Source organism: Halosimplex carlsbadense 2-9-1 (assembly GCF_000337455.1).
In the GTDB taxonomy this organism is placed as follows: domain Archaea; phylum Halobacteriota; class Halobacteria; order Halobacteriales; family Haloarculaceae; genus Halosimplex; species Halosimplex carlsbadense.
In genome coordinates this window covers 1-22343 of sequence record NZ_AOIU01000035.1, presented here as the reverse complement: position 1 = coordinate 22343, position 22343 = coordinate 1, and the positions used below count along the sequence as shown (strand labels likewise).

Below are 22343 nucleotides of genomic sequence, written 5' to 3'. Positions count from 1 at the left end.
CTGCCGGCAGACAGCTGCGTCGAACCGACGCGCCGACGCCGATAAACCAGTGAGCGCGATATCGAAGTATCTCGACCGCGGCTGGCTCACCACGGCGAGCGGTGTGGCGGGGAGCGTGTCGCGGTCACGCCACCCGGTCGTCGACGAGTCCGACGAGGACCGTCGCGAAGGCGGTCCCCTCGCTCCAGAACGCCGATTCCACTTCGACGTGGGGCAGTTCGGGCGTCGGGAGCACGCTCAACGCGATCGTGTCGTCGTCGACGACGAGGAGTCGACCGATATCGATCTCCGGCGTCGACTCGTCGACGACGCGCCTCGCGTCGAGGCCGGCGTCGGCGGCGGCGTCGCGGACCGCCGGCTCGCCGCTCGCGACGGTCACCGAGCGACCGTCGGCGCTCGCCTCCGCGAGCGCGGCGATGACGGCCTCGCCGACGAAGCGGGGGTGGCCGGTGGCGAACAGCACTCGGTGGTCGGCTTGCGCCACGAGCTCGGTCATCCGGGCGGTGATGTTCGTCCGGCCCTCCGTCGTCCAGATCGCTTCCCGGGCGTCTTCGCGGTGCGCTCGCTGGCCCCGGACCGCCTCGAGGTGGTCCAGCGCGTCGTCGGCCCTCGATCGGAGCCGCTGGTACAGCAGGTCCCGGGCGGCCTCGATGTCGACCGGCCGATACCGCCTCGGCGAACCCCGCTGGGTGTCGACGAGCCCGACCGACTCCAGCTCCTCGGTGGCGCCGTAGACCTGCGAACGCGGAACGTCGGTCACGTCCGCGACTTCGCTGGCGGTCGCGACCCCCAGCTTCTGGAGGCCGACGAACGTCCGAGCGGCGTACGTGGACAGCCCCAGTTCTCCGAGCGCCGCGATCGCCGCGGCGTCGTCGGCGTCCTCAGTCATCCGCGGGGCGTTCGACCCTCCCGTCGCCGTCTCTGAGCCAGGCGCGGTTCACTCGTTCGAGCTGCGACCGCGAGAGCGCCCCTGCCTCGAACCGGTCGTAGGCGGTCCGCAGGTCGCTCCGGGAGACCGACCCCTCCGCGGTGATCCGCTCGAACACGTCCGTGACGACCGCCACCGACTCGTCGCCGTCGATCGGACGGGCGTCGCCCGCGAACAACACCTCGCCTTCGAACCAGACGCGGTCGCCGTCGCCGGCGTCCGCCGGCACGGTGACCTCGTACGTTACCGTCGGGTCGCCGCCGTCCCAGGCGACGTAGACGGAGCCGCCACTGACGGTCACGTCGACCGGCTCCGGCGACCGGTCGGTCACGGTCACGTCTCCAGCGACCTCCTCTCGGACGACGACTCGACCGTCGACGTCGTGGACGCGGACCGTCGCGGTCACGACCTCGCCGGGCCCCGCGACCGTTCGGTCGATCTGACGGGTGATGCGGGGCGCCTCCGTCGGTTCCGCGCCTTCGGTCGCCTCCACCGTCGCCGCCGCGGCCGGCGGCGCGCTATCGGACGGCGGGTCCTCGCTGGACAGTCCCACGTCGTCCGGGCCGACGAAGCGGGTCCAGACGACGAGCAGGCTCGGAAGGACGAGCACGCTCGCGAGGAACGCGTAGACGATCGTCAGTCCGGTGATCGTCCCGAACTGCTGGAGCGGCGGGAGGATGGCGAACACCAGCGTCCCGAACCCGCCGACAGTCGTCGCCGCGCTCCCGAGCAGGGCACCGCCCGTCCCGGTGACGGCGCGGTCCATCGCGGTCCACGCCTCGCCGGTCCGGTCGAGTTCCTGGTTGTAGCGCTCGGAGAGGTGGATGCTGTAGGCCACCCCGAGGCCGACCGTGAGGCTGGTGATCATCCCCGTCAACACGTTGAACGGGATGTCGAGCAGGTACATGGTCCCGAGGATCCACATCACGCTGAACGCGACCGGCAACAGCGTGACGATGCCCAGCGTCGCGCTCCCTTCCGTGATCCGGTAGGTGATCATCAGGAACACGAACGTCGCCACGAGCGTGATGATCAGGCTCTGGACGACGGTGTTGAGTAGTTCGTCCTGGACGATCTTGTTGAGGATCGCGGTCCCGGTAGCGGTCGCTTCGCGGTCCGCCCCGTCCAGGTTGTCGGCGACGTCGCGCATCTGTGAGGTGATCGCGTCGCCACCGGCCCCGCCGTCGATAGCGACGACCAGACGGGCTGCCTCGTACTCACCGGCGCTCCGGTAGAGGACGCTTTCGGCCTCCTGGGGGGCGCTATCGTAGAGCGCGTCGTACAGCGCCCCCACGTCGCGGTCGGGGACGCCGTCGCCGTCGGTGTCGGCCGCGGCGAACGTCGCGTTGAACGTCTCGTTGCTCGCGGCGACCGACTGCATCACCGTCAGCGGGCTCGTTATCTCCGCCTCACCGTTGGAGAGCGTCAGGGTCACCTCCTTCTCGGCGGCCCGCGATTCAGCGTCGGACAGCGCGGCGAGCGTCTCTGGGCTATCTATCGACCCCTTGACGAGTACCTGCGCCTGCGAGTCCTCCCGGACGAAGTTGTCGTTGACGTACTCCAGGTTCTGCTTCGCGGAGTAGTCTCCGGGTGCGAACGGCTCGGGCAGTTCGTCCATCCAGCCGGGCGGATCCTCGGCGAGGAAGTCCTCCTGGCTGAACGACGTGTCGACCTGCGTCGCGCCGTAGGCCCCGCCGGCGCTGATCAGCACGGCAACGAGGATGACGAGATACGGCGCCTTCCGGGCGCCGGTCGCGCCGGCCGACAGCACCGACGAGAACGCGCCGCCGCCGGTCCCGAAGGCGCGCTTGGTCCGGTCGACACCGCGAGCCTCGAGCAGTTCGTCGACCTCGACCTTGATCGCCGGGATCAGGACGCCGAAGACGGCCAGGGCGGCGACGATCCCGACGGAGCTGACGACGCCGAAGTCCCGGATCGGCGGGACCGGGCTCGTCAGGTTCGAGAGGAACCCGATGACGGTGGTCGCGGTCACGTACACCAGCGCGATCCCGACGCCGGTCAGGGCGGTCCGCATCGACCCGCGTGGGGCGATCGCGTCGCTGTCGCTCCCGTTCGTGCGCTCTTCCCTGTGGCGCATGAATATGTGGATCGCGTAGTCGATAGAGAGCCCGATCAACAGCACGGGCACGGCGATGAAGATCTGGTTGAACGAGATGTCCGCCCAGCCCATGAAGCCGAACGTCCAGAGGAGGACGGCGCCGATCCCGACCAGCCCGAGGACGATGTCGAGCAGGTCGCGGTAGGCGACCGCGAGCGCGACGAGGACGAACAGCAGGGCCAGCGGCCCGACGATGAGCAGACTGTCCGTCATCGAGGCGGTGATCTCGTCGCCGATGATCCCGACCCCGAAGACGAGATACGAACCGCCGGCGGCGTCTTCGGACAGCGCTTGCATCGAGAGCTGCGCGTCGGTCACGGCGTCGGAGGCCGTCCCGGTGCTGGCCGACCCCCCGTCGCTCGACTGCGTCGCGATGATCATCGTGGCCTCCGCGGTCGTCGACCCTGGCTCGTAGCTGGTGGGCATGAAGGCGAAGATACCGCCACTGCCGCCGCCGTTTCCACCGGCGCCGAGCACCGCCGTGACGGCGGTCTCGATCTCGGAGTCGTTCATCGACTCCAGCTGCGCGCGCTGCTGGGCCAGCGACGCGTCGCTGGCGTTCTCGAGGTCGGCGCGTTCGGCCGCCAGGTCGTCGGACAGCGCCCGAAGCCGGTCGGCCTGCGACCGCAGCTGTTCCGTCCGCTCCCCGAGCGCGCGGTACTCCTCGGCGAGGACGCCTCGCGTTCCGAGCCGGTAGGCCTCCTCGGCGGCCGACTGCGAGCCGGCGTTGCGGAGCCGCTGGGCGGCCGTCCGGAACGTCGCCGCGTCGGACTCGTTCAGGTCGACGGACGTGTTCGCGCGAACCTCGGCGAACGCCGCCGAGGCGCTCGCGTTCGGGTTCTCACGCAAAACGGTCAGCTGCCGTTCGAGCGACGCGGCCGTCGCCGAGAGCGTCCGGTTGCGCGCTTCGAGGGCGCGCCGCTCCTCCGCCACCGTCCGGTTGAGCCGCTGCAACTCGGTCGCGACGGCCTGCACGTCACGACCTTCCTCCTGCTGGATGGCCGCGGTCGCGACCACGTTCGCGACGCTCGCGGTCGGCCGCTCGGAGGTGAGCGTCTCGTTGACGGTCTCGTTCTCCCGCAGGGCCTGCTGGTACTCGATCAGGCCCACGAGCGACTCGCGGTCGAGGACGTTGTCGTCGCGCTGGATGATCTGCGCCGACGTTGTGTTCTCCGAGCCGGTCGAGAAGTTCGCATCGACGTACTCCAGCGCCTCGGCCTCCGGCGAGTCCGTCTGGAACTGGTCGAGCGACGAGCTCTGTTCGACCATCGACGCGCCGCTCCCCAGCGCGAGTGTGAGCACGAGCATGACGACGATGACCGCCCGACTGTGGTCGAGCAGCCCGTCGACGATGCGTTCGATACCTCTCATCCGTTCGACTCCGCGGTCGGGTGCGGTGGATGCCTGTCCATTCTCTGTCTGTACTTCTCTACTGACAAGGCCAATATAAGCCTTCTGAATATTACCGAACGTTCGTTCAGTCGCGATCGATCGATAGTGAGAACAGAGACGTTAGTGGTTCAAACTGCCAGTATAGCCGAGCAGTAGAGCGAGAAACTAACCGAACGGTATGTGGCAGCGGACGAACTGTACCAATTAGTGACGCGGTCGGCCGCTGGAATCCGGTATACCGACGGAATTTGGCGTCTTCGACGCCGACACGTGGCGCGTCCGCCGCGAGGCGAGAGAATCGAATCGCAGTGGTGCGACCGATACGCTTAATATTGACCGAACGTTCGGTTAAAATATGTCAGATGCGTCTTCGGCCCGTCGCCCGATGGTCGCCGCGCTGCTCGGCACGGTCGCGGCGGGACTCGGCCACATCTACCTGCGTCGCTGGGCCAGAGCGGTCGGGTGGGCCGCTGTCGGCTACGCGGCGGTGGTCCTGTTCGTCCCCGAACCGGCGGTGACGGCCGTGGCCAGCGGCGGTGCGGTCGACCCGCTGGCGCTGACCCCGGTCGTGGTCGTCGCCGCGCTGAGCGCGCTGGACGCCTATCGGATCGCGCTGTTCGACCGTCGCGCGCCCGCCGGATCGACGGAGACGGCCGATCGAGCCGAGTGCCCGGCCTGTGGGCGCCCGATCGACCTCGAACTCGACTTCTGTCACTGGTGTACGACCGAGTTCGGCGACCTCCGCGTCGTGGCGCCCCAGGAGGGCGACGGGTCGGAGGGCGGCCAGCGATGACGGGCGAACCGAACGACGGTTGCGCCGACCGCGCCGACGACGAGTTGACCGAGATGGCCGACGGTGGAACGAGCGACAGGGACTGGACGGAGGCCGAGGAGGAGATCATGCTGGCGACGTACCGGGCGCTCCTCGAACACGGGTACGCGGGGCTGTCGATCTCCCGGATCGCCGACGAGCTCGGGAAGTCCAAGGCGTCGATCTACTACCACTACGACTCGAAAGAGGTGCTGCTGGGCGCGTTCCTCGAGTACGCGATCGACCAGTTCGAGTCCTCGGTCCAGACCGAGACGGGCGAGGACCCGTGGGCGGAGCTCGAACACGTCGTCGAGAAGCTCCTCCCGCTCAGGGTCGACGAGGAGAAGCGCCGGGTTCAGGCGACCGTCATCGGGCTTCGCGGACAGGCCGTGACGAGCGACGCGTTCCGCGAGCAGTTCACCGAGATCGACGAACAGCTCGCGGCGACGATCCGCGATATCGTCCAGCGAGGGATCGAGAACGGGACGTTCCGCGACGTGGACGCCGACCGCGTCGCCGAACACGTTCTCGCGACGATCAACGGTGCGATGTACGGCCGTGTGACGAGCGACCGGGAGACGGCCGTCGCCGCTGTGCGCGTCTCGCTGTCGTCGTATCTCGACACCGAACTGCGGCCCCAGTCCTGAGCGAACGAAATCGAGCGCGCCCCGTCGAGACCGATACCGCGGTCGCGGCGGTCCGCTGCGGTGATACCGATGTCACCTGGTCACACCGGTGTCAGCCGATCTATATGTGGATCACGTTCCAACGGTCGTGATACCATGCGTGTACTCCTGCTCGGAGCGAGCGGGCGGATCGGGCGCCGGGTCGCGACGGAACTGCTCGACCGCGGCCACGAGGTGACGGCCGTCTCCCGGAGCGGAACGGTCGAAGGGATCGACCACTCGTCGTTCGTCGCCGTGTCGGGGGACGCGTCGGACGCCGACGCCGTGGCGCGACTGGCGACCGGTCACGACGCCGTCGCCAGCGCGCTCGGCCCCAGTGACGGCGAGGACCCGGCGGTGCTGGTCGAGCTGATGGACGCGGTGGTCGAGGGGATGCGCCGTGCCTCGGTCGACCGCCTCGTCTGGACGGGCGGTGCGGGCGGCTTGCACGTCGGCCCGGACACCAGGCTCGTCGAGACGGAGGAGTTCCCCGACGAGTGGGAGGGGCTGGCCCAGTCAGCCATCGAGGCCTACGAGGACCTCGCCGAGGTCGACGACCTGGAGTGGACGTATCTCGCACCCGCCGCGCTGATCGAGCCCGGCGAGCGCACCGGCGAGTACCGCACCGCCGAGGGCGAACTCGTCGCCGACGACGACGGAGACAGCTACATCTCGATGGAGGACTTCGCCGTCGCGCTCGTGGACCTGCTCGAATCGGGCGACGCGGTACACACCTACCTCGCCACGGGGTACTGAATCGGGCCCGAGGCGGTCGGGCCGGAGCGGGCCTCGGTCGCGAGCGTCAGTACGCGTAGACGACGGCCTCGAACGGGCGGAAGGTCGCGCCGACGGGGTCGTCCGGTGCGTCGTCGTAGTTGGTCACGAGGAGTTCGGCGCCGTCCGCCTCGAACTCCGCCGGCTCGAAGGTCGCCGACTCGTCGGACCAGTTGCAGACGATCAGTCGGCGCTCGCCGTCGAGTTCGCGGGTGAACGCGTAGAACTGCTCGTCGTCGGGGACGAGGAGGTCGTAGTCGCCGTAGACGAACACCGGGTTGTCGTCCCGGAGGTCGATCAGCCGGCGGTAGTGGTGGAAGACCGATGCCTCGTCGGCGCGGGCGGCGGCGGCGTTGACCTCGGCGTAGTTGTCGTTGACGGGGAGCCACGGGTCGCCCTCGGAGAAGTCCGCGCCGTCGGCGTCGGCCCACTGCATCGGCGTACGGGCGTGGTCGCGGCTGCGGTAGTTGACGGCCTCGCGCACGTCGTCGAAGGCGTCGACGGTCCCCGCCTCGAGCATGTCCTCGACGATACCGACCGTCATCGCGTCGTCGATCTCGTCGAGGCTCTCGAACTCGCTGTTGGTCATCCCGAGTTCCTGGCCCTGGTAGAGGTAGGGGGTGCCCCGCATCGTCAGCAGGAAGGTGGCGATGCACTTCGCCGAGCGCCGGCGGGACGAGTCGTCGCCGAACCGCGAGACGATCCGCGGGTGGTCGTGGTTGCCGAGGAACAGGGCCTCCCAGGCCTTCGCGGCGACCTCCCGCTGGTTGCGGGTCATCAGCTGCTTGAACTCGGGGAGGCTCCACTCGCCCCAGTTGTCGTCGGTCCAGTCGTCGGCCTGGTCGACGTCGAGGTGGTCGAAGTGGAACACCATGTCCAGGCAGTCGCCGCGCTGGACGAACTCCCGGGCGTCGACGGCGTCGGCGCCGCCCATCTCGCCGGCGGACATCGCCCCCTCGGGGACGACCTCGCCGAGTTCGTCGAGGTACTCGCCCAGCCGCGGGCCGAAGGTGTAGTGCTCCGACCCCAGCGGCCCGGGCTCGTCGGGGTCGCCCGCGGGGTAGCCCTCGGGCTTCGAGAGGTGGCTGATCGCGTCCATGCGGAAGCCGTCGATGCCCCGCTCGACCCACCAGGTGACGATCTCTTTGACCGCCTCGCGAACCTCCGGGTTGCGCCAGTTCAGGTCCGGCTGGTTCTCGTTGAACACGTGGAGGTACCACGCCTCGCGCTCGTCGTCCCAGGACCACGCGGGGCCGCCGAACAGCGACTCCCAGTCGTTGGGCGGTTCGTCGGGCTCGCCCTCGACCCAGTGGTAGTAGTCGGCGTACTCGCCCTCCTCGCGGCGGGAGCGCTGGAACCACTCGTGTTCGTTGGAGGTGTGGTTGACGACCAGGTCCATGATAAGCTTCATGTCCCGGTCGTGGAGTTCGTCGCGCAACCGCTCCCAGTCGGCCATGTCGCCGAACTCCTCGTTGATCGCCCGGTAGTCCCGGATGTCGTAGCCGTTGTCGTGGTTCGGGGAGTCGTAGACCGGCGAGAGCCACACCACGTCGACGCCCAGCTCGTCGAGGTAGTCGACGCGCTCGGTGACGCCGGGGATGTCGCCGATCCCGTCGCCGTCGCTGTCGTTGAAACTCCGCGGGTAGACCTGGTAGACGACGGCCTCTTTCCACCACTCGCGGTCGATACGTGCCTCCTGGGTCTGTCGTTGCTGTGTCATCGGTCGGTCCTCGTGGTCGCGTCGGTGGTCGATCCGTCGAGCGCGGGCGTCAGGTAGACTCGCGCCTCCCACGGGCCCAGATCGAGGGTCCGTCCCGGGACCGCGGGGACCTCGCCGTTGGCGAGCGCGAGTTCGAGGCCGTCGACGGTCATGTCTGGGGGCACCTCGAAGCTCGTCGGCTCGTCGTCGAAGTTCAGGACGACCAGCGCGCGCTCGCGTGCGGGAGCGTCGGTGGCGTTCGCCGCCGTCCCCGACTCGTCGTCGCGCTCCCGAGCGAGCGTGCGTGTGTACGCGAACAGGTTGGGATGGTCAGGGACGAGCAGCTCGAAGTCGCCGTAGACGAGCAGGTCGCGGTCGCGGAGGGCGGCCAGGTCGCGGTAGTACTGCAACACCGAGTCGGGGTCCGCGCGGGCGCGCTCGACGTTGACTTCGGTGTAGTTCGGATTGGCGTCGATCCACGGCTCGCCGTCGGTGAAGCCGGCGTGGTCGTCGTCGGCCCACTGCATCGGCGTGCGGGCGTTGTCGCGCCCCATCGCCTCGACGGCCTCTCGCACGTCCTCGTAGCTGTCGGCGTGGCCGTCGTCGTCGTCGACGGCCGATTCGACGTAGTTGCGGACTTCCACGTCACGCAGGTCCTCGCGGGATTCGAACGGCGCGTTCGTCATCCCGATCTCCTCGCCCTGGTAGACGAACGGGGTCCCGCCGAGCGTGTGAGTGAGGGTGCCCAGGAGCTTCGCCGACTTGCGGCGGTACGCCTCGTCGTTCCCGAACCGAGAGACCATGCGGGGCTGGTCGTGGTTGTTGAGGTACAGCGAGTTCCAGCCGTCGTCGGCGAGCCCGTCCTGCCACTTGGCGAGGATCTCCTTGAACTCGACGAGGTCGGGCTCGTCGGCGTCGAACTTGTGCTCGCCGTGGTCGAAGGTGACGTGCTCGAACTGGAAGAGCAAAGAGAGCCCGTCGCCGTCTTCGCCGACGTACCGCCGGGCGTCGTCGACGGAGACGCCAGGCGTCTCGCCGACCGCCAGCACCGCCTCGTCGTCGAGGACCTCATCGACCATCTCGCCGACGTACTCGTGGACGCGCGGGCCGTTCATGAAGTGCTCCGCACCGTCCGAGTCGGGGCCGCCGTCGGGGTACCCCTCGGCCTTGGAGACCAGGTTGATCACGTCCATGCGGAAGCCGTCGATGCCCTTCGAGAGCCACCACGCCATCATGTCGTAGACCGACTCGCGAACGTCTGGATTGGCCCAGTTCAGGTCCGGCTGTTTCTCGTCGAACAGGTGGAGATACCACGCCTCGCGCTCGTCGTCCCAGGACCACGCGGGGCCGCCGAACACCGACTCCCAGTCGTTGGGCGGTTCGTCGGGCTCGCTCTCGACCCAGTGGTAGTAGTCGGCGTACTCGCGCACCTCGCGGCGGGAGCGCTGGAACCACTCGTGTTCGTCGGAGGTGTGGTTGACGACCAGGTCCATGATCAGCCGAACGCCGCGTTCGTGGAGTTCGTCGCGCAACTGTTCCCAGTCGCTCATGTCGCCGTAGGCGTCGTCGATAGCCCGGTAATCGGCGATGTCGTAGCCGTTGTCGGCCTGTGGCGACTCGTAGACGGGGTTGAGCCAGACGGCGTCGACGTCCAGCTCGTCGATGTAGTCGACGCGGTCGATCAACCCCGGGAGGTCGCCGACGCCGTCGCCGTCGCTGTCGTCGAAACTCTTCGGGTAGACCTGGTAGACGGTCGCCTCTTTCCACCAGGCGCGCTCGTCGTCGGCGACGCCGCTCATCGCCGGTCACCGTCCCGTCGAGGCCTCGCGGAGGGCACCGAGAGCGCCGAGTGAGTCGCGGTACCGTCCCGCTTGGGTCCGGCGATTCGCTTATCACGTCGTATCGATTGGATGCGTTTCATGGCTGGTGTCCGGAAGTCCGGCGCGGACTCCGCTCGACAAATACTGACTGGAACGACTCACTTAATTCTGACGAGGATGTTGAAGAAGCTGTTCAACCAAAGTTTTATTGGGTAGTCTGTCATGGTCTTGAACGAGCGATGTCTGACAACCAGAACCACGGGTCGAACGGGACGCCCATGTCGCGCCGGCGGATGATGCAGCTGCTCGGTGTGACGGGCGCCGCGACGGGCCTCGCGGGCTGCGGTGGACAGTCGGCAGTGGAAACGGACACACAGGGCGACGGTGGCTCCGACGGGAGCGACGGCTCGGACGGTGGCGACGGCGGGTCCGGGACGCCGGAGTCGACCGCCACGCCGGAAGGGTTCGACAGCACGTCGATGGCGACGATTCAGGAACTCGCCTACGTCACGAACCAGACGCTGCCGGTGTTGCCGATCATGGAGAAGCTGGCCCAGTCGTTCCAGGCGACCGACGACTGGAACGTGCCCTCGGCCGACAGCGAGAAGATGCAGGTGTACTGGCCGACGAGCTGGCTCCCGCGGACCGGCGACTGGACGCTGAAGGAGGGCGCCGACGACGAGCGGCTGACCCTCGCCCAGTGGGCCGTCCCCGCCGACTCCCAGTACAACGTCTGGAACGGGACGAACGACGGCGAGGCCCGCCGGATGATCTTCGACCGGTTCATGCGGTACAACGTCGCCACTCGCGAGTACCACCCCTACGTGATCAGCGACTGGTCGGTCGACGAGTCGACGCTGACGCTCTCGGTCCGCGAGGGCCAGACCTGGCACGACGGCGAGCCCGTCACCGGGACGGACGTGGCCAACCACATCAAGCTGGACCTGTACAACAGCGCCGGCGGCGGCGGGATCGGCCCGTACGTCCTGCCGGAGGGCGACATGAACGCGGTCCCCGACCGCGTGCAGGCGACCGGCGACAAGACCGTCGAGGTCACGCTCGAACAGCCGGTCAACGAGGACATCCTGCTGTCGCTGCTGGCGCCGACGCGGCTGCGCGCGTACGACGAGGTGTACGGCGAGTACGTGACGGCGCTCGACGAGGCCGAGAGCGAGGAGGAGCGGTCGTCGGCGCTGGGCGAGCTGACGGAGTTCACCGACGCCGAGCCGATCGGCAACGGTCCCTTCCAGTGGGAGGACGCCGACAGCCAGCGGACGCTCGTCTCGAAGTACGAGGACCACCCCGACGCGGACAACATCAACTTCTCCGAGGCGGAGTACCTGTACAAACCGCAGAACTCCGGCCGGTGGAGCTCGCTCATCAACGGCGAGACCGACGGCTCGGCGACGCTGTTCATGCCCCAGAACCAGACCCGGCGGCTGCCCGACCACATGCAGACCGCGCTGGTCTCCCGTCACTGGGGGATGGGGATCGTCTTCAACCACGACAAGGAACCGGTGAACGACGTGCGCGTGCGGAAAGCGGTCGCCAACGTCATCAACCGCGAGGACGCCGCCGGCAACTCCGCAGCGGGCACCGGGTCGAAGGTCGCGGTCACCTACCCGAGCGGGCTGACCGGCGAGTTCAACGACCAGATCGAGGGTCACTGGCTCGACGGCGTCGCCGACGAGTTCGACACCTACGGCCGCGCCGAGAAGCGCACCGAGCGGGCCGCGGAACTGCTCCGCGACGCCGGCTACGAGAAGCAGAACGGCACCTGGCAGAAGGACGGCGAGGCGCTCTCGCTCCCGATCAAGGGGCCCGCCGGCTTCTCCGACTGGGTCTCGGGCGTCCAGACCATCGTCTCGCACCTCCAGGACTTCGGTATCGAGTCCGAGCCGATCATGCAGGACTCGGCGACCTACTGGGGCGGCGACTACGTCGAGGGCGACTTCAAGCTCGCCCTGCAGGGATGGGCCTCCTACGACCACACCCACCCGTACTTCCACTTCGACTGGATCTACCGGAGCGGGGACGCCACGGACTACTGGAACGTCCCGACCGAGTACGAGGCACCGATCCTGCACGAGGACCTGCGCGACTCGGAGACCATCGCCCCGGACGGGTACATCTCCGACCTCGCCACCCCACAGGAATGAACTCCACTCGACTGACCGCTCCAGTCGCGCGGCGGTGGAGCTGACGGGCGACGCGGCAAACCGGTTTCACACATGAAATACTTCGTCAAACGCATCGGACAGTCGGTGTTCACCATCTTCGCGGTGGTGTCGTTCAGCTTCGCCCTCATCAGGCTCTTGCCGGGGGGACCGATGGATTACCTCCGCGCGCAGATCATGGAGCAGGGGGGCAGCAGCCTGTCGCCGGAGGCCATCAACAGGCGCATCGAGGCCCAGTCGGGGATCAACCCCGACGAGCCGGTGTACCTCCAGTACGTCGACTACATGGTCGGCCTCGTGCAGGGCGATTTCGGCCAGTCGGTCTGGTACGGCGACCCCGTCGCGAGCATCATCGGCCCGGCGATCCCGTGGACGGTCTTCCTGACGGCCTCGGCGCTGTTCCTGGCCTTCACCGTCGGCGTCTCGCTGGGCGCGGTCATGGCCTACAAGGAGGGCTCGACGTTCGACGTCGGGAGCACCGGCGTCGGGCTCGTCCTCAACTCGACGCCGGGGTACGTCGTCGCGCTGTTGCTCGTCGCGTACCTGGGCTACCGCTACCAGATCTTCCCGACCGGCGGGCGGTATAACTCGGCGATCGACCCACAGCAGGACCAACTCCGCTTCCTCGCGAGCGCCCTCTATCACGGCGTGATGCCGATCGCGTCGATGGCGATCGTCGGCTTCGGCGGGTGGGCGCTGTCGATGCGGGGCAACGCCATCCGCGTCCTCGGGGAGGACTACCTCCGGGTCGCCCGTCTGCGCGGGCTCTCGACGCGCCGCATCGCGCTGCGGTACGTCGCTCGCAACGCCATCTTGCCGATGTACACCGGCCTGATGATCGCCATCGGGACCGTCTTCGGCGGCGCGGTCATCATCGAGAACATCTTCGCGTACCCGGGCGTGGGCTTCTATCTGATCCAGGCCATCAGCGCCCGCGACTACCCGCTGATGATGGGCGGGTTCATCCTCATCACCGTCGCCATGGTCATCGGCATCACCATCGCCGACCTGACCTACGGGGTACTCGACCCGCGCGCAAGAGGAGGTGCTTCCCGTGAGTCCTACTGATGGCGAGCCGCGAAGCGGCTCGGAAACGCGAGCGGAGAGCGCGAGGGGCAACGCCCCTCGTGACGCCGAGCGGGGAGCGGAGCGACCCGCGAACGGAGCGAGCCGCGAGCGGGACGATTCCGACGACGAGCCCGACTCCGACCCCGCCCTCGACGCGGTCGCGGGCAACGACGACGCCATCGACCCGGAGACGGTCACCGGGACGGACGACGAGTCCGGCCCGTCGCGGCCGGCCGTCTCCGGGCACGCCTGGAAGGGCCGGCTCCCGGCGGCCGACGGAGACTCGACCGACCAGTCCTCGGAGCTACGCGCCGACGGCGGCGAGGCGGGCCGCCCGACCGCGGGTCGGGGACCGGACGGCGTCTCCGAGTTCGAGCAGATGGCCGACGTGACGCTCACCGAGAGCGAACGCCGCCGGCAGTGGTTCGAGGAGAAGATACTCGCCCCGGCCCGGATCGTCTGGGACGACTGGCGGGCCCGCTTCGGCGTCGTCGTCGTCGCGCTGTACCTGTTCATGGGCATCGTCGGGCCGCGACTCGTCGCCGAGCCCTCCCCGAACCAGGGCGAGCGACTGGTCGGGGCGTTCCGGACGCTGCAGCATCCGTTCGGGACGACCGCCTCCGGTATCGACATCCTCTCGCAGCTCGTCTACGCGACGCCCGCGATGCTGTTGATGATCACCGCGGGCGCGGTGTTCACGGTCGTCCTCGGGACGGCGACCGGCACGCTCGCCGGCTACAAGGGCGGGCGCGTCGACAGCGTCCTGATGACGATCACCGACGTGATGATGACCATCCCGGGGCTGCCGCTGACGATCGTCCTCGCGGCGGTGCTGCAGATCGAGGGCAACCCGATCGTCATCGGGATCCTCATCACGATCAACGCCTGGGCGGGCCTCGCACGCGCGATCCGCTCGCAGGTGCTGACGCTGCGCGACGCCGAGTACGTCGAAGCCTCGCGGATCATGGGCATCGGGACGCCGAAGATCATCGGCAGCGACATCGTCCCGAACCTGATGCCGTACATCTCGATGAACTTCGTCCGACAGGCCCGCGCGGTCATCTTCGGGGCGGTCGGGCTGTACTTCCTCGGCGTCCTGCCGTACACCAGCAACAACTGGGGCGTCATGATGAACGCGGCCGTCAACCGCGCGGGGGCGACCTCCTCGCCGGCCGCGTTCCACTGGCTGCTGGTCCCGATGGTGACGATCATCGTCCTCGCGCTCGGACTGACCCTGCTCGCGCAGGGCGCCGACCGCGTGTTCAACCCGCGGGTTCGGGCCCGCCACGCCAAGACTGTCGAGGACGACGGAGACGACGACGACGGCGGTCCCAGAACGGTCGACCCGAACGTCCACGAGGGAGGACTCTGACATGGCAAGCACGCGCGACGGCACGACCGGCACCGACTCCGACGGCTCCTCGCGGAGCCGCGACCAGACCGCTTCGGCCACCGACGACCCGATCGTCGAGGTCCGCAACGTCAGCGTCACCTACGACCTGCAGTCCCGCGACGCGATGGTGCTCGACGACGTGAGCCTCGACCTGCGCCGCGGGGAGATCCTCGGCTGCGTCGGCGAGTCCGGGTCGGGCAAGTCCATGCTCGCCAACGCGATGATGGACGCCGTCGAGGAGCCCGGGATCACCACCGGCGACGTGCGCTACTACTCCTCGAAGAACGCCGACCCGGTCCACGTCCTCGATCTTTCGGGCGACGACCTCAAGCAGTTCCGCTGGGAGGAGGTCTCGATGGTCTTCCAGGGCGCCCTCTCCTCGTTCAACCCCACGATGACCATCGGCGGGCACTTCGAGGAGACGCTGAAGGCCCACGACTACGACGTCGAGGAGGGCATGGAGCGGGCCCGCCAGCTCCTCTCTGACCTGTATCTCGACCCCGAGCGGGTGCTGAACGCCTACGCCCACGAGCTGTCGGGCGGGATGAGCCAGCGGGCGCTGATCGCCCTGTCGCTGATCCTCGAACCGGACGTGCTGTTGATGGACGAGCCGACCGCCGCGCTGGATCTCTTGATGCAGCGGTCCATCCTCTCCTTGCTCGACGACATCAAGGAGAAGTACGAGCTGTCGATCCTGTTCATCACGCACGACCTGCCGCTGGTCGCGGGGCTGGCCGACCGACTGGCCATCCTCTACGCGTTCGAGCTGGCGGAGGTGGGGCCGAGCGAGCGGATCGTCCGCGACTCCGCCCATCCGTACACCAGGGCGCTGCTGAAGGCGGTGCCCAACCTCGACGCGCCGCTCGACACGATGAAACCCATCGAGGGGACGGCGCCGAATCCGGCGCACGTCCCGAACGGCTGCCACTACGCGCCGCGGTGTCCGCTGGCCGACGAGCGCTGCCACGAGGAGAAACCGGAGTGGTTCGACGCCGGAACGGACCAGCGCTCGGCGTGTTTCCACCACGAACGCGCCGACGAAGCGGTTCCGTTCGACGTGGCGTCGGTCACCGCGGCGGTCGAGGAGGCCGACACGGCGACCGACGCCGACGACGCCTTCGCGGCCGGCGGTGCGACCGGCGGCGACGCGCTCGCCGCGCCCGACGACGAGACGGTCGTCTCGCTGGACGACGTGTCGATCCACTTCGAGGAGGAACAGGGGCTGCTCGACTCGCTGACCGGCGAGCCGGAGACGGTCCAGGCGGTCGACGACGTGAGCATCGACATCCCCGAAAACGACGTGCTGGCGCTGGTCGGCGAGTCCGGCTGCGGGAAGACGACGCTGGGCAAAGCGATCATCGGCGTCCAGCGGCCCACCGAGGGCACCGTTACCTACCGCGGCCAGAACGTCTGGGACGCCAAAGACCGCGTCGGCAACCCCGGCATCGAGTTCGGCGACATCCGCCGGGCGCTGCAGATCATCCACCAGGACCCCGGCGCGTCGCTGAACCCCAACCAGAAGGTCGTCACGTCGCTGGAGGCGCCGCTGAAGCGCTGGGACCCGGACCTGTCGACCGAGGACCGCCGGGCGCGCATCTACGCGCTGCTCGATCGGGTCGGGATGCAACCGCCCGAGGACTACGCTAACCGCTTCCCCCACCAGCTCTCGGGCGGGGAACAACAGCGGGTGGCGCTCGTGCGGGCGCTGTTGATGAACCCGGACGTGATCCTCGCCGACGAGGCCGTCTCGGCGCTGGACGTGTCCCTGCGGGTGGAGACGATGGACCTCCTGCTCGAACTGCAGGAGCAGTTCAACACTTCTTTCGTCTTCATCTCGCATACGCTGTCGAACGCCCGCTATCTCGCGGAGAAGGCCGACGGCCGCATCGGGATCATGTACCTCGGCGAACTCGTCGAGGTCGGCCCGCCCGACGAGGTGCTGAACGACCCCCAGCACCCCTACACGAAGGTGCTGCGCTGGGCGACGGCGAACCTCGACCCGAGCGACCAGGAGATGACCGAGCCGCCGGTCCGGTCGATCGACATCCCGGACCCGGTGGACCCGCCGACGGGCTGTCGGTTCCACACCCGCTGTCCGGAGGCCCGCGAGGCCTGCGTGAGCGAGGCGCCCGAACTGGGCGAGACGGAGTCGACGCCCGACGAGCGCGCGGTCGCGTGCCACCGGGCGAACCCGAACCACCACTACTGGTCGAGCCAGCCGCTCGACGGCGTCGACGCGGCGGAGTCGCCGGGCGCAGGGGACTGACGATGGCGGTCCCGCCCGCTCGATCCCGGGCCGCTCTGACATGCGGCGGCCCGGCCGGTCGGAGCGGGGGCGGGACGCTGAAGTTCCCCCGCGTCGATCACCGTGTACGGAGGACGAGGGTGTGACCACAGTCTGGCGCGCGTTCCTGACCGCGAGCGCCGTGTTGCTGGGGTTTCTGATCCTGGCGATCCCGTTCATCGAGCGGGGCACCGGGACGTTCCTGATCTCGGTCGTGAGCTTCGCGATGCTGGCGGTGATCTTCGTCGCGTCGGCGGCGTTCATCCGGGCCGACTGGGACCCCTTCGAGGACCTGTGGTGAGCGGCAGAGGCGGTGGAGGGCGGGAACGGGCCGAGCGAACGTGCAAGAGGAACTACCAAACGTGATAGCGTTCAACGAACCGATATCATGACCGACGAACGGATAGACGACGGGACGCTCAGGGACGAGCTGAACGTGTTCGGCTTCTCGGACACGGAGATAGACACCTACCTGGCGATCCTCGAACAGGGCGAGACGACGGTGCGGACGGTCGCGGAGGCGGCGGACGTGACCCAGCGGGCGGTGTACAACATCGCCGAGCGGCTGGAGGACCGCAACCTCGTCGTGGTCAACGACCACGCCTCGCCGACGACTATCCGCGCGTTGCCGCCCCAGGAGGCCATCGACGCGCTGTCGGGCCGCCTGGAGTCGATCACGCCCACGCTGGAGAGCCGATTCAACGAGACCGAGCCCCAGACCCCGGAGATCCAGATCATCAAGGCGCGCGAGACGGCGGTCAAGCGACTGCGAAAGGGGATCTCGGAGGCCGAACACGAGGTGCTCGTGGCGGTCCCGGGCCACTCCTACGATGACATCGAGCCGGAACTGCGGGACGCCGTCGACCGCGGCGTGCTCGTTTTCCTCCTCGTCGGCGGGATGGCGGACATCGACGCCGACGAGCTGGGGCTCGCCGAGACGGCCGCGGTCGTCCGCTCGTGGTCGGAGAGCCTGCCGTTCATGTACGCCGCCGACGACGAGGCGGCGATGATCGGCCACTCGGGCATTCTCTCGGGCACCCACGTCGACAAGGAGGCGGTCACCGTCACGCAGGACAACCTCGCCGGGGCGATCGTTGGGCTGTACTTCGGCGCGTACTGGCCGGCGGCGACGGAGGTTCACGTCCGCGAGCCCGGCGACCTCCCCCGGACCTTCGAGTGGTTCCGCCACTCAGTGCTGGAGGCGGTCCTCCACCGCCGCGAGGGCGCGGAGCTGGAGGCCGTCGTCAAGACCGACGAGGGCCCGGAGATCGCCGGCCGGGTCAGCCAGGTCCGCCAGGCGTTCGTCGAGCCGTCGACCAACGACTACACGCTGGAGACCAGCCTCTACCTGGAGACCGACGCCGGCGAGGTCAGCGTCGGCGGCCCCGGCTCGTTCATCGAGGAGTACGAGGGCAAAGTCGTGACGCTGCGCCCGATTGACGAGTAGTCGCGGTCCCGACGCTTCTCGCGGGGTCGACCGTCCGAACACGTTCGGCGCAACCCCTGGGAGCGTCGCCGCCCTACGTCCGCCCATGTCCACGGGACTGAACGTCGAGGCGGTCGTCGCCGAGACCGGTGCCCCTGCCGAGGGCCCCAGAGAGACGCTGGACGTGCGCGACCTGGGGCCGCCGAAGCCGCTGGCGAACACGCTCGAACGGCTGGTCGAACTCGACGACGAGACGCTGCTCGTCCAGCTGAACGACCGCGCGCCACAGCACCTCTACCCGAAGCTCGACGACCGCGGCTACGAGTACGCGACCGTCGAGCGCGACGAGGCCACGGTCACCACGATCTGGCGGTCATGACCGGCACCTCGCCCGCGTCCGCTGCTGAAGGCATGGAATCATGCGCCAGCGGCGCTTCCGAAGACGCCGACCGCTCCGACTCGGGAGCCGAGGACGCGGACGAGGCGCTCGCGGCGATCCACGAACGCGGCGCCGAGATACGGGACCGCGAGGTCGAGACGGCGCTCGCGAAGCTCGACGCCCGGGGCGACTGCTCGGCGGCGGAGCGCGCGGCCGTCGAGCGCCTGGCCGACCGGCTCGTGGCTCGCCTGCTGTCTTCCCCGGAGCGGAGCCTGCGGGCGGCGGCCGACGACGGCGAACACGACCCCGAGACCGTCGAGACGGCGCTCTCGCTGTTCGGAGATTGACTCTTTTCGCGTGCCCGGCGTGAGAGAAACAGAACCGCTGACCGCTCGCTCACCTCTCGGCGAGGACGAGTAGCGCGACGCTGTCCTCGCGGGCCTTCGGCGAGATGTCCTGGTCGCCGGAGAAGCGAGCGGCGTCGCCGGCCGCCAGATCGACCGTCTCGTCGCCGAGGGTCATCTCGACCTCGCCGTCGACGACGTAGCAGACGATCTCCGTGTCGGGGTGTCGGTGGGGCGGGACGCGGTCGCCGGCGTCGAGGGCGAGCCGGACCGTCTTCGGCGCGCCCTCGAAGAGGACGCCGCGGCCGTCGCCCTCGCGGTCGGGGAGGTGGACGACCTCGCTCATTCCTTCGGGAGGTCGGCGACGAACTCGTCGGTGTCGCGCCGTTCGACCGCGTAGTTCTCGGCGTCGAACGCTTCGACCTCGGCCTGGAACTCGTAGAACAGCGGCTTCGGTTCGTGGTCGTTGACGATCCGCAGCGTCTCGCCGCTCGCCAGGTCCTGGAAGGCCTCGTGGATCATCGGGTGGCGCTCCGGCGGCGGCACGTCGCGGATGTCGAGCGTAGTCGCTGGCATGCGTCCGAACCTTCGACGCGCCCATCCCTGCCGATTCTGCCGAACGTGTTCGGTCGACGGGTCGGCCGCGCGAACGGTCGAGCGCGTTCGCCGCCGAACCGACTCCGTTCGCCACCAGATTGAGGGGACGAGCGGCCGATTCGGTGGTATGTCGGCGACGCTCTCGCGGTGGTCGCGGGCGCTCGTGGCCAGCGGCGTCTGCTGGCTCGTCGTCTGGCAAGCGGCCGCCGTCGCGGGGCTCCCGCGACGGACGACCGTCGCGCTCGGCCTCTATGGCTTCGTCCTGAGCGTCGTTTTCGGGAAGGCGTACTCGCTGGTCCCGTCGTACTTCGACCGGGCGCTGGCCTGGGAGGGGGCGCCCGCGGTCCACCTGCCGCTGGCCGTCCTCGGGACGACCGGACTCGCCCTGGCACCGCTGGCCCAAGTACCGGCCGTGGTCGAAGCCGCCGGCGCGACGGCGTGGGCGGCCGGCGCCGCGGTCTTCCTCGCGACGCTCGCCCGGACGCTCAGGGACAACCTCGCCGGCGCCGAAACCGGAACGGGCGACCACAACGCCGACCGGCGGCCGGTCGACCGCGCCGCGAACCTGTTCGTCCCCGTCGTCTTCGCCTACCTCGCCGTCGGCTCGTGGGAGACGCTGGCCGTCCGCGTGACGGCGCTCCCCACCTTGCTCGACGGCTACCCGCCGCGCGCGACGCACCTGCTCGCGGCGGGCGGTGCCGCGCTCTTGCTGTTCGCCGTCGGCTTCAGACTCCTCCCGCGGTTCCTCGTCACCGACCTCCCGGCGTGGGCGCCGTGGGCCGTCCTGCCACCGGGAGCGCTCGGTCCCGTCCTCCTGGCCGCGGGGCTGTCCGCCGGTCCGGTCTTCCGGGCGGGCGCCGTCCTCGAAGCCGTCGCAGTCGTCGGATTCGCCGTGACCTACGTCGGTCTCTATCGCGCCAGCGACCGCGACCGCGTGGGGTTCCACGGGCCGCTACTGGGGGTCGGGTTCGGCCTCCTCGCGGTCGCGCTCGGGCTCTCGTTCGCCTTCGGCGCGGTCGATCCGGCGCTGGTCGCCGCCCACTACCGGCTGAATCTGCTCGGCTTCCTCGGGCTGTCGATACTCGGCGTCACGTTCCAGTTCTATCCGCCGACGGTCGGGCGGTTCCCTGGCGCCGGCGACGACCTCGCGCTCGCTTCGATGGGCCTGATCGCGGGCGGGCTGGGCCTCGAACTCCTCGGTGTCGCGGTTCCGGTCGCGCTCGCCCCGACCGCGGGCCGGGCGCTCGCGCTCGCCGGCGCGGTCGCCTACGCCTACCTCGTCCTCGGTGTGTTCGTCCAGCGTGCCCGGGCGTAGCGCCCGCTCGACACCGCGCTGGCACCCCGCGTCGCGTGACGGGAAAACGGTCCGAACACGTTCCCGGGAAAATCCAGGGGCCGGGACTGTGAACACCCCCGCCACATGGCCGATATCGCGACACTGACGCTGTCGGGGCTGACGGCGGCGTTTCTGCTGGGCGTGTTCGTCTGGGTCGTGCGACTGGAGGACTGGCGGTCGTACACGCCGGTCGTCGGCCGCGGTGGCGCCGGCGGCGGCTACGTGGCCGGCGAGGAACGCGCGCACGAACCGAGCGGCATCGTTCGCTGGCTGACGACGGTCGACCACAGGGACATCGGGCTCATGTACGGCGCCTTCGCCGTCCTCGCGTTCCGCCAGATCGTCTTCGTCTGGAACCTGGTCCAGTCGTGGCTCGAAGGGCCGACGGCGACCCGTGGGACCTGAAGGAGACCGACCAGCACGCCGCGAGTGGGCCTGGTTCGAACGCCAGCGCGAGACGGCGCTCGCGACCGACGACTGATCGGTCCTCCGGGTTCCCCCTCGCGTTGATTGGGCTGGGGCTCGAACGGCCAGTCATGAGTGACGACGGCGAACGCGCCCGGATGGTCGGTATCAACCACGTCGCGCTGTCGGTGGGCGACACCGAGGAAGCCCGCGAGTTCTACGGCTCGATATTCGACTTCGAGGTGCGCGGCCGGACCGACTCGGCGGTGTTCCTCGACATGGGGGACCAGTTCCTCGCGCTGACCGAGGACGCCGACGACGCCGGTCGGACGACCGACGACCACCGGCACTTCGGGCTCGTCGTCGACGACGCCGACGTCGTCGAACGGCGCCTCGAAGCCGAGGGCGTCGAACGGATCGCCACCGCCGGCCTGGACTTCCGGGACCCGTGGGGCAACCGGATCCAGGTCGTCCAGTACGACGGCGTGCAGTTCACAAAGGCCGGGGCCGTCCTCGACGGGATGGGCCTCGACCTGGACAAGAGCGAGTCGGCCCGCGCGGAACTCGCCGAGAAGGGAATGGCGCCGGAGTGAGGTCCCGACTCCGTCGAACCGCGTGGCTGTCAAAGACCCGTTTGAGCCACGACAAGACCCTTGCCTGTCTGGGGCGGCGGTTCGGGTATGGAACGAACCAGACTGATCGCCGCGCTCGTCGCGCTCGCGGCCG

At 69.0% G+C, this 22343-nt stretch carries 20 protein-coding genes; 14 read left to right on the top strand and 6 right to left on the bottom strand.

Annotated elements, in window-relative coordinates:
• Positions 1-124 precede the first annotated feature (124 nt).
• Together C475_RS16115 and C475_RS16110 are read right to left on the bottom strand one after the other, a co-directional pair.
• Complete coding sequence (locus tag C475_RS16115; RefSeq protein WP_006884925.1) at positions 125-889, bottom strand: TrmB family transcriptional regulator; 765 nt, start codon at positions 887-889, stop codon at positions 125-127.
• A complete protein-coding gene (locus C475_RS16110) occupies positions 882-4418 on the bottom strand; it encodes an efflux RND transporter permease subunit (RefSeq protein WP_006884924.1) in 3537 nt (1178 codons plus the stop codon). Before C475_RS16110 ends, C475_RS16115 begins: the two co-directional genes overlap by 8 nt.
• A gap of 376 nt (positions 4419-4794) precedes the next feature.
• Between C475_RS16110 and C475_RS16105 the strand changes: the two genes are divergently transcribed.
• From C475_RS16105 to C475_RS16095, 3 genes are all read left to right on the top strand, one after another.
• Entirely contained in the window at positions 4795-5232 is a 438-nt protein-coding gene (locus C475_RS16105; RefSeq protein WP_049930770.1) for a zinc ribbon domain-containing protein, read from the top strand.
• A 53-nt stretch (positions 5233-5285) separates the two neighbouring features.
• The gene (locus tag C475_RS16100) at positions 5286-5897 is read left to right on the top strand and encodes a TetR/AcrR family transcriptional regulator (protein ID WP_049930802.1); all 612 of its coding nucleotides are present in this window, start codon (positions 5286-5288) and stop codon (positions 5895-5897) included.
• Between the two features lie 135 nt (positions 5898-6032).
• On the top strand, positions 6033-6671 hold the full coding sequence (locus C475_RS16095; RefSeq protein WP_006884921.1) for an NAD(P)-dependent oxidoreductase: 639 nt from the start codon (positions 6033-6035) through the stop codon (positions 6669-6671).
• A 46-nt stretch (positions 6672-6717) separates the two neighbouring features.
• Here C475_RS16095 and C475_RS16090 read toward each other — a convergent pair whose 3' ends face one another.
• Positions 6718-8409, bottom strand: coding sequence for a glycoside hydrolase family 13 protein (locus C475_RS16090; protein WP_006884920.1), 1692 nt, complete (start codon positions 8407-8409; stop codon positions 6718-6720).
• Entirely contained in the window at positions 8406-10187 is a 1782-nt protein-coding gene (locus tag C475_RS16085; protein WP_006884919.1) for a glycoside hydrolase family 13 protein, read from the bottom strand. The genes C475_RS16090 and C475_RS16085 overlap by 4 nt, the downstream gene beginning before the upstream one ends.
• A gap of 260 nt (positions 10188-10447) precedes the next feature.
• Between C475_RS16085 and C475_RS16080 the strand changes: the two genes are divergently transcribed.
• From C475_RS16080 to C475_RS16045, 8 genes are all read left to right on the top strand, one after another.
• Entirely contained in the window at positions 10448-12367 is a 1920-nt protein-coding gene (locus C475_RS16080) for an ABC transporter substrate-binding protein (RefSeq protein ID WP_006884918.1), read from the top strand.
• Between the two features lie 72 nt (positions 12368-12439).
• Positions 12440-13453, top strand: coding sequence for an ABC transporter permease (locus C475_RS16075; protein ID WP_006884917.1), 1014 nt, complete (start codon positions 12440-12442; stop codon positions 13451-13453).
• Positions 13440-14825, top strand: coding sequence for an ABC transporter permease (locus C475_RS16070; RefSeq protein ID WP_152436464.1), 1386 nt, complete (start codon positions 13440-13442; stop codon positions 14823-14825). Before C475_RS16075 ends, C475_RS16070 begins: the two co-directional genes overlap by 14 nt.
• Before the next feature lies 1 nt (position 14826).
• Positions 14827-17112 carry an ABC transporter ATP-binding protein gene (locus tag C475_RS16065; protein ID WP_006884915.1) on the top strand — a complete coding sequence of 762 codons (2286 nt, stop codon included), beginning with the start codon at positions 14827-14829 and terminating at the stop codon, positions 17110-17112.
• Between the two features lie 121 nt (positions 17113-17233).
• Positions 17234-17431: a hypothetical protein gene (locus tag C475_RS16060; protein WP_006884914.1), complete on the top strand. Its 198-nt coding sequence runs from the start codon at positions 17234-17236 to the stop codon at positions 17429-17431.
• 87 nt (positions 17432-17518) lie between these two features.
• Entirely contained in the window at positions 17519-18577 is a 1059-nt protein-coding gene (locus C475_RS16055) for a TrmB family transcriptional regulator (protein WP_006884913.1), read from the top strand.
• 85 nt (positions 18578-18662) lie between these two features.
• Positions 18663-18935, top strand: coding sequence for a DUF2249 domain-containing protein (locus C475_RS16050; RefSeq protein WP_006884912.1), 273 nt, complete (start codon positions 18663-18665; stop codon positions 18933-18935).
• 32 nt (positions 18936-18967) lie between these two features.
• Positions 18968-19282 (top strand): glutamyl-tRNA reductase, encoded by a 315-nt coding sequence (locus C475_RS16045; protein ID WP_006884911.1) that lies wholly within the window; start codon positions 18968-18970, stop codon positions 19280-19282.
• Between the two features lie 49 nt (positions 19283-19331).
• Here C475_RS16045 and C475_RS16040 read toward each other — a convergent pair whose 3' ends face one another.
• Together C475_RS16040 and C475_RS16035 are read right to left on the bottom strand one after the other, a co-directional pair.
• A complete protein-coding gene (locus tag C475_RS16040) occupies positions 19332-19625 on the bottom strand; it encodes a cupin domain-containing protein (RefSeq protein WP_006884910.1) in 294 nt (97 codons plus the stop codon).
• Complete coding sequence (locus C475_RS16035) at positions 19622-19855, bottom strand: DUF2249 domain-containing protein (protein WP_006884909.1); 234 nt, start codon at positions 19853-19855, stop codon at positions 19622-19624. The genes C475_RS16040 and C475_RS16035 overlap by 4 nt, the downstream gene beginning before the upstream one ends.
• Positions 19856-20003: 148 nt before the next feature.
• On the opposite strand from C475_RS16035, the gene C475_RS16030 reads away from it, so the two are divergent.
• The 3 genes from C475_RS16030 (at position 20004) to C475_RS16020 (ending at position 22210) form a co-directional block, all read left to right on the top strand.
• Positions 20004-21191, top strand: a complete 1188-nt coding sequence (locus C475_RS16030) for a hypothetical protein (RefSeq protein WP_006884908.1) — start codon at positions 20004-20006, stop codon at positions 21189-21191.
• Positions 21192-21296: 105 nt separating this feature from the next.
• Positions 21297-21617, top strand: coding sequence for a hypothetical protein (locus C475_RS16025; RefSeq protein ID WP_006884907.1), 321 nt, complete (start codon positions 21297-21299; stop codon positions 21615-21617).
• 131 nt (positions 21618-21748) lie between these two features.
• Entirely contained in the window at positions 21749-22210 is a 462-nt protein-coding gene (locus tag C475_RS16020; RefSeq protein WP_006884906.1) for a VOC family protein, read from the top strand.
• The last annotated feature ends 133 nt before the right edge of the window (positions 22211-22343 follow it).

Coding starts and splice junctions, on each gene's coding strand:
- C475_RS16115 (WP_006884925.1), bottom strand. CDS start 889: ATGACTGAGGACGCCGACGACGCCGCGGCGATCGCGGCGCTCGGAGAA.
- C475_RS16110 (WP_006884924.1), bottom strand. CDS start 4,418: ATGAGAGGTATCGAACGCATCGTCGACGGGCTGCTCGACCACAGTCGG.
- C475_RS16105 (WP_049930770.1), top strand. CDS start 4,795: ATGTCAGATGCGTCTTCGGCCCGTCGCCCGATGGTCGCCGCGCTGCTC.
- C475_RS16100 (WP_049930802.1), top strand. CDS start 5,286: ATGGCCGACGGTGGAACGAGCGACAGGGACTGGACGGAGGCCGAGGAG.
- C475_RS16095 (WP_006884921.1), top strand. CDS start 6,033: ATGCGTGTACTCCTGCTCGGAGCGAGCGGGCGGATCGGGCGCCGGGTC.
- C475_RS16090 (WP_006884920.1), bottom strand. CDS start 8,409: ATGACACAGCAACGACAGACCCAGGAGGCACGTATCGACCGCGAGTGG.
- C475_RS16085 (WP_006884919.1), bottom strand. CDS start 10,187: ATGAGCGGCGTCGCCGACGACGAGCGCGCCTGGTGGAAAGAGGCGACC.
- C475_RS16080 (WP_006884918.1), top strand. CDS start 10,448: ATGTCTGACAACCAGAACCACGGGTCGAACGGGACGCCCATGTCGCGC.
- C475_RS16075 (WP_006884917.1), top strand. CDS start 12,440: ATGAAATACTTCGTCAAACGCATCGGACAGTCGGTGTTCACCATCTTC.
- C475_RS16065 (WP_006884915.1), top strand. CDS start 14,827: ATGGCAAGCACGCGCGACGGCACGACCGGCACCGACTCCGACGGCTCC.
- C475_RS16055 (WP_006884913.1), top strand. CDS start 17,519: ATGACCGACGAACGGATAGACGACGGGACGCTCAGGGACGAGCTGAAC.
- C475_RS16050 (WP_006884912.1), top strand. CDS start 18,663: ATGTCCACGGGACTGAACGTCGAGGCGGTCGTCGCCGAGACCGGTGCC.
- C475_RS16045 (WP_006884911.1), top strand. CDS start 18,968: ATGGAATCATGCGCCAGCGGCGCTTCCGAAGACGCCGACCGCTCCGAC.
- C475_RS16040 (WP_006884910.1), bottom strand. CDS start 19,625: ATGAGCGAGGTCGTCCACCTCCCCGACCGCGAGGGCGACGGCCGCGGC.
- C475_RS16035 (WP_006884909.1), bottom strand. CDS start 19,855: ATGCCAGCGACTACGCTCGACATCCGCGACGTGCCGCCGCCGGAGCGC.
- C475_RS16030 (WP_006884908.1), top strand. CDS start 20,004: ATGTCGGCGACGCTCTCGCGGTGGTCGCGGGCGCTCGTGGCCAGCGGC.
- C475_RS16025 (WP_006884907.1), top strand. CDS start 21,297: ATGGCCGATATCGCGACACTGACGCTGTCGGGGCTGACGGCGGCGTTT.
- C475_RS16020 (WP_006884906.1), top strand. CDS start 21,749: ATGAGTGACGACGGCGAACGCGCCCGGATGGTCGGTATCAACCACGTC.